Here is a 15,830-nt window from a genome sequence, read left to right as displayed (position 1 = left end):
TAGTTAATAACACTGAGAAAATATGAAATCAATCATTGCATCGCTGCTCACATGTGCTTTTATCATTGCACCTATTAGTCATGCCCAAGCACGTAATACGCCTTGCTCAGGAAAAATGGGCGGAGTAGCTCATTGTTCTAAAGATGGTAAATTTATATGTAAAAATGGAAAAATCAGTCAATCCAAAAAAATATGTCAATAACAATGTTTCAATATTAGCAGCGATAAATCTACTATTTAAGAATGTTAGTAAGCGCTTCAAAACATTGGTTGCTAATGAGCTGTTTTGCTTGATTTTAATGACACGTAGATACCCCTAAATCAGCAAATTTGTGCTAAAATAGCTTCTTTTATTCAACATTAAAACTATCGCCATTTTCCTATTGTTTTGCATGCTTGGTAGTGATTTTTTATAGTTCGTATATCGATAATAGCTGCGCTTTTGTGCAGCTGTATTTTTGTATGGCCATAACCAATTCTAGTAAAATTGCAAGCTTCAGAGAAAGTATGTGAGTGAAGGAGTGTATATGAGCGACTCGATCAGTCCTATTGCCATCGTGGATGAATTAAAGCAATCCTATTTGGACTATGCGATGAGCGTGATCGTCTCGCGCGCGCTGCCTGATGTGCGTGATGGGTTCAAACCGGTACACCGTCGCGTGATGTATGCGATGCATGTGTTATCTAATGATTATAACAAGCCATACAAAAAATCGGCCCGTGTGGTTGGTGACGTCATTGGTAAATATCATCCACATGGCGATAGTGCGGTATACGACGCAATCGTAAGGATGGCGCAGGACTTTAGCTTGCGTTATCCAATGGTTGACGGTCAAGGTAACTTTGGCTCGATTGATGATGATCCTCCGGCTGCCATGCGTTATACCGAAGTACGTATGACCAAGCTTACCCATCAGATGCTTGCTGACCTAGACAAAGACACGGTTGATTGGGAAGATAATTACGACGGTTCTGAGCGTATGCCGAGTGTGTTGCCTGCACGTGTTCCTAACTTGCTAGTTAATGGTGCGACAGGTATTGCTGTCGGTATGGCGACCAATATGGCACCGCATAACTTGACCGAAGTGATCAATGCTTGCTTAGCTTATGCAGAGAACCCGCAAGTATCAGCCGAAGAGCTGATGACGCATATCTCAGGCCCTGACTTTCCAACGGGCGGTATCATTTATGGTCGTGCTGGTATTTTAGATGCTTATCGTACTGGTAAAGGCCGTTTACATGTACGTGGTCGCTATATTATTGAACCAATGAGTGATACAGGCGTCAACCGCGACCGCGAACGCATTGTATTTACCGAAGTGCCTTATCAGACTAATAAAGCAAAACTAATCGAACGTATCGCTGAATTGGTCCGTGACAAAAAGATTGAAGGCATTACTGAGATACGTGATGAGTCTGATAAAGATGGTATGCGTATTGCCATTGATTTACGTCGTGGTGAGACGGCTGAAGTTATCGTTAATAACCTGTTTCTTCAAACACCACTCGAATCAAGCTTCAGTATTAACATGGTGGCACTCGATAATGGCCAGCCAAAATTATTGACTTTACGCCAGCTGATCGCTGCTTTTGTACGCCATCGTCAAGAAGTAGTGACGCGCCGTACGATTTATGAGCTAAATAAAGCCCGCGTACGTGGTCATTTGCTCGAAGGTTTGACTGTTGCGCTCGCGAATATTGATGAAATCATTGCCGCGATTAAAGCCTCTGCAAACCGTGGATTGGCACGTGAAAGCCTGCTCAATAATACTTGGGGTTCAGGTAGTGTCGTTGCGATGCTAACCGCTGCTGGTAGTCAATCAGTACGTCCTGAGTTTATCGAGGGCGAAGATCCAAAAGCACCATTTGGCTTAATTGAAGGCGAAGAACGTTATCGTTTATCACTTGAGCAGGTCAACGCGATTTTGGATATGCAGTTGCATCGCTTGACAGGTCTTGAGCAAGACAAATTAACGGAAGAGTATCAAGATTTATTGCGTGAAATTGCCCATTTAGAGTCTATCCTTGGTGACTTTGATAAATTGATGGCCATTATCTCTAACGAGATGATCGAGATTCGTGATAACTTTGGTGATGAGCGCCGTACCGATATCATAGATTCGCGTACTGACTTCAACCGTGAAGACCTCATTCCTGAGCAAACGGTAGTAATGACTGTCTCTCGTACTGGCTATGCAAAAACCCAGCCGATTGATGATTATGTGGCGCAAAAGCGTGGCGGTAAAGGTAAGTCTGCAACCGCAATGAAAGAAGATGATGTCATTGATCATCTGGTTGTGACCTCAACGCATGCAACGGTATTATGCTTTACTGATACTGGACGTGTCTTTAGTTTACGTGGGTTTGAAGTACCAATTGCCAGTCGCGGAGCCCGCGGTCGTCCGCTAGTAAACCTGATTGGTCTAAATGGTGATGAAACAGTCACCACAATATTGCCAATTCCAAAGATAGTGGAAGAATTATCTGTAAAAGGTGAGACTTCATCAACAGACACGTTAATAGATAATGATATAAATGGTGATGACGCTGCATTAGAAGGTAGTAATGAAGCAGAGCCTCCTTTTGTGTTCTTTGCAACTGCCAATGGTACAGTGAAGCGGGTAGAGCTTAAGCAGTTTGCAAACATTCGCTCTAATGGCTTGATTGCTGTTGGTCTAGAAGAAGGCGATAAGTTGGTCAGCGCGCGCATTACAAATGGTAGCCAAGAAGTCATGCTGTTTGCTTCAAGTGGTAAAGCCATTCGTTTTGATGAAAATGATGCTCGTGCAATGGGTCGTACCGCAAAAGGTGTACGTGGTATGCGTCTCGCGACTAATGAATTTATCAAGTCATTGGTCGTAATCGAAGATGACGTCCGCGAGATTCTAATCGCTTGTGAAAATGGCTTTGGTAAACGTACCTTCATTGATGAGTTCAATACGCAAAACCGTGGTGGTGGCGGTGTTATCGCTATCAAGACTAGCGACCGTAACGGTGCTCTAGTTCGTGCCACTAAAGTTGAGCCTGAAGATGACATTATCTTAATCTCAGACAAAGGCACGCTAGTACGTACGCCAGTTGAGCATGTGGCCAGTTCTGGTCGTAATACTCAAGGTGTTACTCTCATTCGTCTATCGAAAGATGAAAAATTGGTAGCAATGGCGCGTGTTGAGCACGAAGAAAGTGACAATGCCTTAGTTGATGCGATGAGAGAAGATGGTACGTTTGAGCCAGAGGGTCAAAAGCAAATAGATATAGATGCTGCAACTGAAAATACAGTGCCTACTGACGAATAATTGTGACGAATGAATGTCTAGTTGAATAGCTTTTTAGTCTAGTTCTTCATAACTTTTCTATAAAAAAGCCTCTGACGTTATCGTTGGAGGCTTTTATTTTTTCCTTCTAAAAAATGCCAACAAAGTTCTATTTTTTAAGGCTGCTGTTATGCTTACTACTAATCAAACCTTTCAGGGAACCGTCGCATCGGTATCATCAAGCTTTTTATTCTCACTCATGTTCCTATTTGGGCTATTTATGCTGCCCTTGTCAGGCACACAGGTGGCATCATGGCGTGTGTTGATGATGCTATTGAGTCTAGTATTATTGGTCAGTTTTACCAAGCAGTGGCAGCATGTCTTTGATTATCTAAAAACCTTAAAGACGCCAAAAGAGTGGCTAATATTTGTATTACCAACACCGATTTTGGGTGGGCAAATTTGGCTTTTTATGTGGGGTCCGGTAAATGGTTATGGTCTTGATGTTACCTTGGGCTATTTTTTATTACCATTAGTAATGATATTAATTGGACGCTTTTTTTATCATGAATATATGAGCGCGCTACAGTGGGTAGCGGCGCTATGTGCAGCGCTGGGTATTGGCTATGATATATTTCAATACGGATCGATATCATGGGTGACTTTGTTTGCATGCTTGGGATATCCGCCATATTACCTATTACGGCGTAAGCTTTCCGTGCCACCAATTACTGGTTTGCTTTCTGATTTGACCTTACTGACGCCAGTGGTGTTAATAATGCTGTACTTTAGTGGCGGCTTTAGCGTGGCGGCACAGGAAAGTAAGTTCTGGTATTTACTACCGTTGCTCGGGGCATTTAGTGCACTTGCAATGTCACTCACAATGGTTGCTAGTAGCAAATTACCTGTCTCATTATTTGGGGCTCTTAGCTATATAGAACCTATGCTGTTATTTGTGTTATCTATCACAGTTCTGAGTCAAAGTTTGGATGAGGGAGGCTCTTTATTCATGTATGGCATGATTACTTTGGCGTTAGTATTCATGATTATGGATAGTGCCATGGGTTATGTCATTCGGCGTCGTGATGACCGTTTGCATGGCTATAACGAACCACAGGTGGGCGGCTTTCCACCGCGCCGTCGTTTGATAGACCACCGTATAGACGGTGTATTAAAGGCGCATCGTTTTCGTAAAATACGTCGTTATCAGAAAAAAATGCATAAAATACAACGAAAAATAGAGCAGCTAGACTCAAGGTAAATGGTTGTAAGAAATGAGTTGGCAGTTGAGTTGACGGGCCAGTTAGGTAGACATATTGCTTATGTAGTCTGACTTTGACATAATGATTTCCATTATATAAGTATGATGAATATAAAGTATTTATCTCAGTATTATACGGTTATCTTATAGACAAAAAGCCTCTGACGTTCGCGTTTGAGGCTTTTGTTTTTTTTCTAAAACTGCCAAGGAAGTGCGCTAATTTTTAAGGCTGTTGTTATGTTCACCTCCAACCAAACGTCGCAGGGTACTATTATTGCGGTGGCTGCCAACTTTTTATACTCGTTGTTATTTCTGTTTGGCTTGATTATGCAGCCGCTGTCGGGTACACAAGTTGCCTCGTGGCGTGTGCTCATGATGTTATTTAGTTTGGTCCTTTTAGTCAGTGTGTTAAAGCAGTGGCAACATATTTTTGATTACCTAAAGACATTAAAAACCCCAAAAGAGTGGTTCTTATTTATCATTCCCACTCCTATTTTGGGCGCACAAATTTGGATATTTATGTGGGCACCAGTCAATAATCTTGGTTTAGAGGTGACTTTAGGTTACTTCTTATATCCAATGATTATGATTATGGTTGGTCGGTTTTTTTATAATGAAGACATGAGCCTGTTACAGTGGGTTGCAACACTTTTTGCGGGTGCAGGCATTGCCTATGATGTCTTTCAATACGGCTCTATATCTTGGGCGACGTTATTTGTCTGTTTGGGTTATCCACCTTATTATCTGTTACGTCGAAAAATGGCTGTACCGCCTATTACAGGTCTTATCTCTGATCTTGTCTTATTATTACCTGTCGTTTTGGTTGCGTTATATATGAGTGGCGGTTTTGAATTGGCCATATCCACAGATAAGCTTTGGTATCTTTTGCCATTATTAGGAATTATCAGTACAGCAGCAATGTCATTGACAATGGTAGCCAGTCAGAAGTTGCCAGTCTCATTATTTGGGACTTTATGCTATCTTGAACCGATATTCTTATTTATATTTTCTGTCACTATTTTGCATCAAAGTATCGAGGAGGGTGGCTCCTTATTTATGTACGGCATGATCTTTGTTGCGTTATTGATTATGATTATGGATAGTGCGCTTGGTTACTTAGCACGCCGCCGTGACAACCGTCTAGATGGTTACAATGAACCGCAAGTTGGTAGCTTTCCACCGCGTCGTCGCCTAAAAAACCGCCGAATTAAAGGTGTATTGGCAGCACATCGGTTTCGTAAAATCAGACGCTATCAATCTAAAATAAATAAGATGTCGCATAAAATTGATCAGCTATATTCAAGATAATCCCTAAAAGAGCGACCGATAAAACTGACCACACAGCCATTGTTTTTCACTGTCATTAGGTAATCGTGATGTGTTAAAGCATTAGCAAGTGCGCTATCATCAATGATATTAAGACACTACTTTTTTTTATTATTATTGGGATAAATCTATGTTACATTTGCATCATTTAGAGAATTCACGTTCATTCCGCATTATATGGCTTTTAGAAGAATTAAATGTAGACTATCAGCTAACTTGTTATGAGCGTAACAAAGCTTATCGTGCGCCTGAAAGTTTGAAGAAAATCCATCCGCTTGGACACACCCCAATTTTAGAGGTGAATGAGCGTGCGCTGGTTGAATCAGGCTTCATCATTGAGTATCTGCTTAAGCATTATGATAAAGAACAGCAATTCAAACCTACTGACGATAATGAAGAGGCATGGGAAGCTTATACTTTTTGGCTACATTTCTCTGAAGCATCAATAATGCCATTATTAGTGATGCGCTTGGTATTTACCAAAGTAGTCGAAAAATCGCCAATGCTCATTAAGCCAGTGAGTAAAAGCATTCGTAAGCAAGTTGAAAACAACATGATTAGTGATAGTCTTACTACAATGCTAAACATGATGGAACAGCAGCTACAACACAATCATTGGTTTGCAGGCGAAGCTTTTAGTGCCGCTGATATTCAGATGCATCTTGTGGTTGTTGCTACCAATGCGGGCAGTGGGCTTGATAAAGTGAAGTATGCCAATATATTAAATTGGCTAAAACGTTGCGAAGCGCGTGATGCCTTTAAACGAGCTGAGACCAAAGGCGGCAGCGTTCAATTTTAAATATACTTACTTTACAAAAACACCCTAAGTTTTGAATTCTTATAGATTTTGAAAGCTTACAGACATTTTATCCAGTATTCTTGTATATTGATTTTGCTTGGGGTATGTTGAATTCAATGTACCCTAGCAATAAACAGTCCTTCAAAAGGTAGTATGATGACAGACCCTAATAAATTAAATACCAAACTTGCGGATTCCGATAAGGACAATCTTGCACAGCAACAAATTAATTCTCAGCAAGTGTCTGTTAAGGCATGGTCGCAAAAGATATTGGTCGTTTTGTTGTGTGTAGCAAGCTTTTACGGGGGCTGGAAGTCACACGAATCTAGCATGGTCAATCAATGCTTTGCTAGTGGCGGGCAAATCGTTGAGGGTGATAAGACCATCCTATGCAAATTGTCATAAGTTATATTAAATATGCACAACTCTTTTGCTACGAATGATAAGCCATGCTGCAACTAACCTTTTTAGGTACATCAGCCGGTGTACCGACCAAGCAACGCAATGTGACGGCGCTAGCGATTGAGTGTCTTAATCCTTATCTGTCAGGATCTAATCAACAGCAGAGTAAAAAATCGCGTCCGTGGTTATTAATTGACTGCGGTGAAGGCACACAGCAACAACTGCTCCATACCAAACTATCACTACATCAGCTTACCGCTATTTGTATTACTCATGTGCACGGCGACCATTGCTATGGTTTGCCAGGATTGCTCGCTAGTGCTGCTATGTCAGGACGTACCGCGCCGCTGATTCTCATCGCACCCAAAGCTATTGCCAAACTATTAGATGCTGTAACACTAACCACTGAGTTGCATTTTCCATTTGCCATTAATTTTATGGCGATTGAAGATTTGCTGTCTCAGCCAGATAGTGAAAATAAAGGTCAGGTAAATATTAGCTTAGACAAGCAGCAACAGCTAGCGATAGATATTCACCCTTTGTCACACCGTGTACCTTCTTATGGTTTTGGTATCACTCAGACTATCAGTCGTCGCACGCTCAATACCGACAAGTTGCTAGCAGCTGGTATTCCAGCTAGTAAGTTGTGGGGGAAGTTGCAGCAAGGTGAAGATGTTACAACTGAGGACGGTAAGCAGTTACGCTCAGCAGATTATGTCAATAATGATGAGCAGCATACAAGAGTAGTGGTGGCTGGTGATAATGATACGCCAAGTCTTTTAACTTCAGCGCTACGAGATGCGGATTTATTAGTGCATGAAGCAACTTATACAAATGAAGTCTTAACCAAGATTCAAGCGAAAAATCTAGATTTTGATCCCATGCATAGTAGTGCTCAGTTGGTGGGCAAATTTGCCCAAGATATCGGCCTACCTAATCTAATTTTGACGCATTTTAGTGCCCGTTATCAGAGTTTTGATAATCCAAATAGCACGACGCCTAATATGGGGTATATCCGTTTGGATGCCGAAAGCGTTCATCACGGTAACTTATGGTTAGCAGCTGATTTTGCGCAATATAGGGTAGATGGCGCAGCAGAATTAGTTGACGGTCAAGCAGAAAGCCGCGTACAGTATTTAGGATCTGCACGCGACAGTAAATGAGCTAAGACTGGCTATCTGCAGCAGCCAATTGTGATTGTCCTATCCAGTAGCGACTAAACTGATAAGCGACACGCCCCGAACGTCCGCCACGCTCCGATGCCCAACGCAGTGCCGCCGCTCTAATGGTTTCATTAAGTTCTTTATCAAGCTCTTCGTCAACCGCTTTGTCATTGCTATTGTTATTACTATTAGCATTCATACCGTCGCTAGTCAGTTGTGCTTGCTGTAAGCTTAGATAATGCTGAACAATCTGTAAATACGTTTGCTGATTCATTGGATAGAATGATAACCACAAACCAAAGCGATCAGATAGCGATACTGTCTCGTCAATGGTTTCATAAGGATTGACCTCATCGGTGTTTCCATCATAAATATTGACGTTGTCTTTCATCAGCTGGGGCAATAAATGTCGGCGATTACTAGTCGCATACACCAGTAGCTTATCTTGCTCAGAATCAAGCGAACCATCCAATACACTTTTTAGCGTACGATAGCTTTCGTCCTGACCGTTAAACGCGAGATCATCACAGTACACCACATAGCGACTACCGCAATCAGCCGGTAGCTCATTGATGGCTGCGCGAATCTTGTCTAATACCAATAAATCATCGCGCGCAATCTCAATAACGCGTAAACCTTCGCTATGATAGGCTTGCAGTAATGCCCGAATCAGCGATGATTTACCTGCGCCGCGTGTCCCTGTCATCAACACGTGATTGGCTGGATAGCCTTTAAGGAACTGGCGTGTGTTTTGTACCAATTTTGACTTTTGGGTGTCGATACCATGTAAGTCATCTAAACTCAAAAATAAATTAACGGCTAACGGCTCTAAATGTCCGGTGCGACCACCAACCCAGCGATACGCCAGCTGTGCAGGATCAATTTTAATGGTTGGGGTCACGTGCTCTTCTAAATATTGACTTAATAAATCCAATAAAGGGGCAGGTAGGGCGTAATTAGTAGATGGTTTATCAGTAGACGAATTAGTTGGTTGAGACATAATTACTCTAATAATCAAGGTTACGTTTAATTTAGTTTATAACGGTTTTAGAAGGGCTGAGTGATACCATGAAAAATAGTGCCAGCAATCCGCCTACAATACAAGCGATAACGCAAACCTTGCGTATGCAAGCGGAAGAGCTATTGCCAAAAGTGAGTAATGTGCTGACAAAGCTAGGCTATCATGAGATAGCACATCAACGTATTAGCCAGCAAAACAATGACCAAAAGCGGCATGTTAAAGCAACTAGCTATCAAGGGCTAACGCGTGCAAGCCATTCGCAGTTTGGTCGTGTCATGATTAAATGGGAGCTTAGTCATGACATTAACCATAAGTTGTCTACATTAAGCCATGAAGTTGCGGCCTTAACTGCTGTGAGTCATTCCCAGTCGACTCAAGCTATAGTACCACCAGCATTAGCTTTCGAAACCGTATATGTGAACGTTTTACAGCAAAGATGGCAGCTTAATCTCCTTGCTATGCCGTACTATGAAAATGGTAGCTTAGCGCCGCAGTTAAGTAATAAGAAATACCCATTATTAAGCGATGAAAAAAAACAGCAAATCATAAAACAGGTTGCGCGCTTGATAGCCAATCTTCATAAAGCTGGATGGCTACATAATGATATTAAACCGAGTAATGTTTTGCTAGATAGTTTTCTGCAGAATAGTGCGGATAATAGCAACATAATGCCTAATTTGCTGTTGACTGATTTTACATTAGCAGAGAATGTTGATAAGCCCAGCACAGCAAATCCTGCAGGTACGCCAGCTTATCTCGCGCCTGAGCGCTGGCAAGGGCAGGGCGCAACGGTACAAAGTGATATCTACGCATTTGGAATAATGCTGTATGAAGTGCTAACAGGCGCTCGACCATTTAAAATTGATAATCAAAGTTGTGAGTCGTTAAATGAGTGGGCGATTCAGCATTGCCAGCAGTCTATTCCAACCTTGCCGCTAGAGTATCAGGGCTATCAAGGAATCATTAATAAGGCATTAGCGAAACGAGTAGAGAGGCGGTATAGAAGTATGGAAGAGCTGTTGAAAGATTTGAAAATAGTTTAAGTCAAAAACCAAATCGTAGACACAAAAAAACCTGCTAAAAAGCAGGTTCTGATATTTGGTCTAAGATGTACTATCCGAAAATGGTGGGGCTGGAGAGACTCGAACTCTCACACCTTGCGGCGCCAGAACCTAAATCTGGTGCGTCTACCAATTCCGCCACAGCCCCATTTTCGTTACTCTATCATCAAAAGCGTTTAAACTCAAACACCATCTAGATAAATAACTGATTCGGTAGTGCGTCTCAGTGGTTGGCTATTATATAGAGTTTGAATAGTTTGGCAAGACCTTTTTGCAATTAATTTTAAATTAAACGTGTTTTTTTGCATGATTAATTATAAGCGATTGATAATATTATGATTTATAAATCATTATTTTTATAACCATAGTGATACTTCTACTGGTGAACCGTATCTAATTCTTATTACTCTTCTGATCGATTGTCTGATGAGCCAATATCGAGTAGTTGAAGCTTACGGGTTAACGTATTGCGTCCCCAACCTAATAAATTGGCTGCCGCAATCTTTTTGCCGCCACTATGAGTAAGCGCCGCGTCCAGTAATACGCGTTCGAAATCAGGCGTTGCTGTCTGTAAAATATCGGTTTCGCCCGCTTGTAGAGATTCTTTTGCCCAGTCTGCGAGCACTTCTTGCCAAGTTAATGTGGTAACCGAGTAAGAGGTAGGCTCTAAAGGCTGCATTAAGTCATTATGATAAGCGTCATTATGTGGCTGATTAGATTGTTGCTGCAAGGAATGATGATTATTAGCCAAGAGCTCAGGTGGTAAGTCTTCAATCAAAACTGTGTCGCCAGTTGCCATGACCGTTAGCCATAAGCAGACATTTTCGAGTTGACGCACATTACCTCGCCAGTCAAAGGCTTGCATGAGACGTAGTGCTTCAGGGTGCAGCTGCTTTGGTGCAGTGTTCATTTGCTTAGCAGCGCGCTGCATAAAGTGTGCGGTAAGGGCGGGGATATCCTCACGGCGTGCTCGTAGCGGTGGTAATGGCAAACGAATGACGTTGAGACGATAAAATAAATCTTCGCGAAATCTGCCTTGTTGTACGAGATGTTCTAGGTTTTGATGAGTCGCAGCGATGATACGCACATCAACCTTGATAGGTTGCTGGCCACCAACGCGATAAAACTCGCCATTCGCCAATACTCGCAGCAAGCGTGTCTGTGTACTAAAAGGCATATCACCGATTTCATCTAAAAATAGCGTGCCACCATCTGCCTGTTCAAAGCGGCCTTGCCTGCGCGTAGTAGCGCCTGTAAAAGCGCCTTTTTCGTGCCCGAATAGCTCAGACTCTATCAAATCATGTGGAATGGCCGCCATATTGAGCGCAATAAAGGGTTGTTGCTGTCGTGGTGAGTGCTGATGTAAAGCGCTGGCGACCAGCTCTTTGCCAGTCCCTGACTCGCCAGTAATAAGAACAGTGATAGGAGAGTGTGCTAATCGCCCGATTGCTCGGAAGACCGTCTGCATGGCCTGCGACTGTCCAATAATGCCGTTGGGATTGTTGTTAGACTTATCAGTAGTTTTATCTTTTATTAAATGCTTATCTTTGATCTCATTGTTAGAGCCGCTAATCGGTTTCGTTTTTAGATTAAGCTTGTTCTCTTTTTCTGCCTGAGCTTTGACATCGGCTTCGGCTTGCTTATTATTTATATGATTAGTCGGCTGATAATTGATAGCTTTATAAATCGTTGCGACCGCATCATCTAGATCAAAGGGTTTAGGCAGATATTCAAATGCACCTGTCTGATAGCTGTTGATAGCAGAGGTGAGATCTGAGTGGGCAGTCATGATGACAATAGGCAGCTGAGGGAAATGCTTATGCACCCATTCACTAAACGATAAGCCATCCATCATCGGCATACGGATATCAGTTAATATCACATCTGGCAACTGCGTCGCTGATTCGTGCTGTTGTAAGATATCATTAAGCTGGGTCCATGCTGCCTGCGCTTGCGTAAAGCTGACAACCATAAAACCAGCGTCTTCAAAAGTATCCGCCAACACTAAACGCAATGCCGCATCGTCATCAATTAGCCATAAAGTCGCAGGGTTGTCGTTGGGTGCATTATTGACCGTTACTTTGCTTGCTTGCTCATTTGTTAGTTCATTATTCGATGTTTTATTATCGCTTTTAGGTTTATAGTTGTCGTTATATTCAGTCATGTATCAGGCCTAATGAGCAATTATTTCAGGGTTATTATTAGTAATTCAGGATTGGCATTAGCTTTTTATTTAGCCGTTATATTTACGCGTTAAGTGTTGGCTGATTAAATGGTAAATACAGCGTAAAGCATGTTTTTTTGGATTGACTATGATTCTTAAATTGAGTGGAGCTAACGTCAATCATACCATGATGTCGGCTGATAATATCTTGAACGATAGACAGCCCTAAGCCTGTACCAGCTGCACGGCTGGTTACCATCGGGAAAAATATTTGCCCGATTAGCGCTGGATCAATTCCTGAGCCGTTATCGGTAATAGTGACTTGCAACACTTGTTTGTATTGCTGACTGCCAATAGTATGCTGAAAAGCAACGCGCGTTTGGATATGCAATTGTGGTTTATAATTATCATCATCAGCTTGAATGTCGGTCACTTTTGCATTATCGGACTCAAAGTTATTTACCGAATGCTGCTCTGTCATTGCCTCACAAGCATTATTCACTAAATTTAAAAATACTTGGATTAATTGGTCTTTATCCGCATTCAGCTCAGGTAAAGATAAGTCATAATCACGTTTTAAAGTTACTTGTGGATAATGACTCATAACCAAGGTAAGGACATGCTCCAGCGGCTCATGAATATTGACAGCTTGCCAGTTTGGCAATTGATTAGAGCCAAGAAGTTGCCCGATGAGCTGGGTTAAACGATCGGTCTCTGAGATAATAATATCGGTATAGCTACGCAGCTTTTCAGTGGTTTTTTGCAGATTTTTATTAATATTTGGTTCAGTGATAAGAGAAGGGCTTTGATTGCCAAAAATAAAAGTGTCACTGAATTTGATGAACTGCCGCTGTAATAATTGCGCTGCACCGCGTATACCAGCAAGCGGATTTTTGATTTCATGGGCGACCGAGCGCAGCATATGACGGGCAACGTTATATTGTTGCTGCTGACGTTGTTCTTCTGAGATGCGACTTTGTCGATCCTTGCCCCACATCTCAATGATAAAAAAAGGCTGCTGCTCATAAATGACTGGGGTTACACTATAATCCACTGAGAGTGATAAATTGCCATTCAGCGGTGTGCTGATAAAGTGATCATGATCGATGAAAGGTTGTTGATAGCGTTTTGCTTGATGAAATCGTTCTGTCAAAGAGCAAGTTGGTTCATTGATACCTTTACCAATACTCTTATCAACATCAATATTGTTATTATCACTATGGTTTCTATTATCTGTTGACGTCAACTCTTCGGGTGCAAGCAGCGTCAATATTGATTGATTGAGCAAGCGTCCACTGCTAATAGCCAGTAATTGCTCAGCTTGGGCGTTTAACCAAGTAATTGATAGTTCATCATCGACCCATAAGATAGCTGTGAACAAATGCTGTGATATAAATGCTAAGTCAGGTGTTGGTTTTGCGGGTATCAGATTGGTTGTCATGGCTATTGCCTAGGATGAAGGAATACTCAATATAATATTTAACCATAAATCAACACTATAGAGCGGCAAAACTGGCGATTTTTGTAAAAAAAACGTACAATGCGCACAGCCAATTTATCTCTAGCAAGGTCAGCCATGCCCAATATTTCTACCGAGTCGATTAATACGACCATTACCACCTCACAGCCAGCTTCTACACCAAAAGACACTGCCACCATTTTTAATCCTGCTAAGCTAAATATAGCGCAAGAGCAGAGTCAGGCAGATACTAGCCAACCTTACCATCATAAAGCCAACCACAATCAAAACCGTAGCATTGAGCAAAGCAGCAATGTGGTTTCAGCTACGTCGAATAAAGCGACAGCAGCAACTGCTAATGCACCAGTTAACGCAGCACCGAAGATTGGTTTTGTGTCACTAGGTTGCCCAAAAGCATTGGTGGATAGTGAGCGCATTATCACTGAGCTGAGCCGTGATGGTTATCAAGTGGCGAGCGACTACGAAGGTGCAGACCTAGTTGTGGTGAATACTTGCGGCTTTATTGAATCAGCGGTACAAGAGTCGCTTGATGCAATCGGTGAGGCGATCAGCAAAAACGGTAAAGTTATCGTCACAGGCTGCTTGGGTAAAGAGGCGGATAAAATCCGTCAAATGCACCCAGCCGTCTTAGCAGTGACCGGTGCGCATGCTTATGATGAAGTGATTACAGCAGTTGCACAGCATGTACCCAAGCCAAATCGTAGCCTAGATGCAAACTACGATCCGAAAATAGATTTGATCAATGAAGCGGGTATTAAATTGACCCCAAGCCATTATGCTTATCTAAAAATATCAGAAGGTTGCAACCATCGTTGTACTTTCTGCATTATTCCAAGTTTGCGCGGTGACTTGGTTTCGCGTCCGATTGATAATGTGATGAATGAAGCGATGGCGCTTAAGAATGCTGGCGTGAAAGAGTTGCTCATTATTTCACAAGATACTTCCGCTTATGGGCTAGATCTTAAATATAAGACCAGCTTTTGGAATGGTATGCCGCTTAAGTCGAAATTTTATGACTTATGCCAAGCGCTAAATGACTTAGGTATTTGGGTACGTTTGCATTATGTCTATCCGTATCCGCACGTGGATAAAGTTGTTGAATTGATGGGCGAGAAAAAACTATTGCCATATCTCGACATTCCCTTTCAACATGCCAGCCACCGCATCCTAAAAGCGATGAAGCGTCCGGCGCATAGTGAAAACACCTTGGCACGTATTCATGCTTGGCGTGAAATTTGCCCTGATATCGTCATTCGTTCAACCTTTGTCGTCGGTTTCCCTGGTGAGACGGAAGAAGACTTCCAATGCTTGCTTGATTGGCTGGTCGAAGCGCGCCTTGATCGCGTTGGCGCTTTTACGTATTCAGAAGTAGAAGGTGCGGTTGCTAATGATCTGCCCGATCACGTACCTGAAGACGTCAAGCAATCTCGTTATGAGCGTTTAATGACGCTACAACAAGACATATCAGCGCAAAAGCTGCAAGAGAAAATCGGCAAAACCTTAACCGTCTTGGTTGATGAAATTGATTATGATGAAAATGTTGCTATTTGCCGTAGCTATGCCGATGCACCAGAGATTGATGGTCATGTGTACGTTGACGATATCACCGCCAAAGTGAAAGTCGGAGCGTTCTTAACTGTCACCATTGATGATGCTAGCGAATATGACTTATTTGCCAGTTATCAAGGCTAATTGCATATTATAAAAGCGCTGCATGATTTTTGATTGTTGCTGCCCAATAAATAGCTAAATGAAAACCCATCGTTCATTAAAGTTGAAAATTGCCCAATCGTGGGCAGTTTTTGCTACAATTAGCGCAATTTAGCCTACTTGCCTATTTTGGACTGCATGTCTTAACCTGTGTTCCAACCTTATTGGTTTTAACCATAAATTAACGAT

Annotated in this window: 12 protein-coding genes and 1 tRNA gene; 9 read left to right on the top strand and 4 right to left on the bottom strand. The window is 42.1% G+C overall.

What is annotated here, in order from left to right; genetic code table 11:
• Window positions 1-22: 22 nt before the first annotated feature.
• The 7 genes from AAEY87_RS07365 to AAEY87_RS07335 all read left to right on the top strand — a co-directional run bounded on the left by AAEY87_RS07365 (window position 23) and on the right by AAEY87_RS07335 (window position 8,205).
• The gene (locus tag AAEY87_RS07365; RefSeq protein WP_082787220.1) at window positions 23-202 is read left to right on the top strand and encodes a YdcA family protein; all 180 of its coding nucleotides are present in this window, start codon (window positions 23-25) and stop codon (window positions 200-202) included.
• Window positions 203-527: 325 nt separating this feature from the next.
• Entirely contained in the window at window positions 528-3,296 is a 2,769-nt protein-coding gene (gene gyrA, locus AAEY87_RS07360; protein WP_350656583.1) for a DNA gyrase subunit A, read from the top strand.
• 148 nt (window positions 3,297-3,444) lie between these two features.
• Entirely contained in the window at window positions 3,445-4,515 is a 1,071-nt protein-coding gene (gene rarD / locus AAEY87_RS07355) for an EamA family transporter RarD (protein WP_068036388.1), read from the top strand.
• 237 nt (window positions 4,516-4,752) lie between these two features.
• Window positions 4,753-5,823, top strand: coding sequence for an EamA family transporter RarD (gene rarD / locus AAEY87_RS07350; protein WP_350656582.1), 1,071 nt, complete (start codon window positions 4,753-4,755; stop codon window positions 5,821-5,823).
• 148 nt (window positions 5,824-5,971) lie between these two features.
• Window positions 5,972-6,640 carry a glutathione S-transferase gene (locus tag AAEY87_RS07345; protein WP_068036384.1) on the top strand — a complete coding sequence of 223 codons (669 nt, stop codon included), beginning with the start codon at window positions 5,972-5,974 and terminating at the stop codon, window positions 6,638-6,640.
• Between the two features lie 156 nt (window positions 6,641-6,796).
• The gene (locus AAEY87_RS07340) at window positions 6,797-7,045 is read left to right on the top strand and encodes a hypothetical protein (protein WP_350656581.1); all 249 of its coding nucleotides are present in this window, start codon (window positions 6,797-6,799) and stop codon (window positions 7,043-7,045) included.
• A gap of 44 nt (window positions 7,046-7,089) precedes the next feature.
• On the top strand, window positions 7,090-8,205 hold the full coding sequence (locus tag AAEY87_RS07335) for a ribonuclease Z (RefSeq protein ID WP_350656580.1): 1,116 nt from the start codon (window positions 7,090-7,092) through the stop codon (window positions 8,203-8,205).
• Between the two features lies 1 nt (window position 8,206).
• Here the strand turns inward: AAEY87_RS07335 and AAEY87_RS07330 are convergent, their stop codons facing one another.
• The gene (locus AAEY87_RS07330; protein WP_350656579.1) at window positions 8,207-9,205 is read right to left on the bottom strand and encodes an ATP-binding protein; all 999 of its coding nucleotides are present in this window, start codon (window positions 9,203-9,205) and stop codon (window positions 8,207-8,209) included.
• A 68-nt stretch (window positions 9,206-9,273) separates the two neighbouring features.
• Here AAEY87_RS07330 and AAEY87_RS07325 point away from each other — a divergent pair, with 68 nt between their 5' ends.
• Window positions 9,274-10,269, top strand: a complete 996-nt coding sequence (locus AAEY87_RS07325; RefSeq protein ID WP_350656578.1) for a serine/threonine-protein kinase — start codon at window positions 9,274-9,276, stop codon at window positions 10,267-10,269.
• 81 nt (window positions 10,270-10,350) lie between these two features.
• On the opposite strand, the gene AAEY87_RS07320 is transcribed toward AAEY87_RS07325, so the two are convergent.
• The 3 genes from AAEY87_RS07320 to AAEY87_RS07310 all read right to left on the bottom strand — a co-directional run bounded on the left by AAEY87_RS07320 (window position 10,351) and on the right by AAEY87_RS07310 (window position 13,892).
• Window positions 10,351-10,435, bottom strand: a tRNA-Leu gene (locus AAEY87_RS07320).
• A gap of 255 nt (window positions 10,436-10,690) precedes the next feature.
• The gene (locus tag AAEY87_RS07315; protein ID WP_350656577.1) at window positions 10,691-12,451 is read right to left on the bottom strand and encodes a sigma 54-interacting transcriptional regulator; all 1,761 of its coding nucleotides are present in this window, start codon (window positions 12,449-12,451) and stop codon (window positions 10,691-10,693) included.
• Window positions 12,452-12,533: 82 nt separating this feature from the next.
• Window positions 12,534-13,892, bottom strand: a complete 1,359-nt coding sequence (locus AAEY87_RS07310) for a two-component system sensor histidine kinase NtrB (RefSeq protein ID WP_350656575.1) — start codon at window positions 13,890-13,892, stop codon at window positions 12,534-12,536.
• 135 nt (window positions 13,893-14,027) lie between these two features.
• Here AAEY87_RS07310 and rimO point away from each other — a divergent pair, with 135 nt between their 5' ends.
• Window positions 14,028-15,623, top strand: coding sequence for a 30S ribosomal protein S12 methylthiotransferase RimO (rimO, locus tag AAEY87_RS07305; protein ID WP_350656573.1), 1,596 nt, complete (start codon window positions 14,028-14,030; stop codon window positions 15,621-15,623).
• Window positions 15,624-15,830: the final 207 nt, after the last annotated feature.

This window comes from Psychrobacter sp. S1-30-MNA-CIBAN-0213 (assembly GCF_040309845.1).
GTDB lineage: Bacteria > Pseudomonadota > Gammaproteobacteria > Pseudomonadales > Moraxellaceae > Psychrobacter.
This window is presented reverse-complemented; position numbering and strand designations above follow the sequence as displayed.

Excerpts from the sequence above, each read along its gene's own strand:
- AAEY87_RS07365 (WP_082787220.1), top strand. The coding sequence starts at position 23 with ATGAAATCAATCATTGCATCGCTGCTCACATGTGCTTTTATCATTGCA.
- gyrA (WP_350656583.1), top strand. The coding sequence starts at position 528 with ATGAGCGACTCGATCAGTCCTATTGCCATCGTGGATGAATTAAAGCAA.
- rarD (WP_068036388.1), top strand. The coding sequence starts at position 3,445 with ATGCTTACTACTAATCAAACCTTTCAGGGAACCGTCGCATCGGTATCA.
- rarD (WP_350656582.1), top strand. The coding sequence starts at position 4,753 with ATGTTCACCTCCAACCAAACGTCGCAGGGTACTATTATTGCGGTGGCT.
- AAEY87_RS07345 (WP_068036384.1), top strand. The coding sequence starts at position 5,972 with ATGTTACATTTGCATCATTTAGAGAATTCACGTTCATTCCGCATTATA.
- AAEY87_RS07340 (WP_350656581.1), top strand. The coding sequence starts at position 6,797 with ATGACAGACCCTAATAAATTAAATACCAAACTTGCGGATTCCGATAAG.
- AAEY87_RS07335 (WP_350656580.1), top strand. The coding sequence starts at position 7,090 with ATGCTGCAACTAACCTTTTTAGGTACATCAGCCGGTGTACCGACCAAG.
- AAEY87_RS07330 (WP_350656579.1), bottom strand. The coding sequence starts at position 9,205 with ATGTCTCAACCAACTAATTCGTCTACTGATAAACCATCTACTAATTAC.
- AAEY87_RS07325 (WP_350656578.1), top strand. The coding sequence starts at position 9,274 with ATGAAAAATAGTGCCAGCAATCCGCCTACAATACAAGCGATAACGCAA.
- AAEY87_RS07315 (WP_350656577.1), bottom strand. The coding sequence starts at position 12,451 with ATGACTGAATATAACGACAACTATAAACCTAAAAGCGATAATAAAACA.
- AAEY87_RS07310 (WP_350656575.1), bottom strand. The coding sequence starts at position 13,892 with ATGACAACCAATCTGATACCCGCAAAACCAACACCTGACTTAGCATTT.
- rimO (WP_350656573.1), top strand. The coding sequence starts at position 14,028 with ATGCCCAATATTTCTACCGAGTCGATTAATACGACCATTACCACCTCA.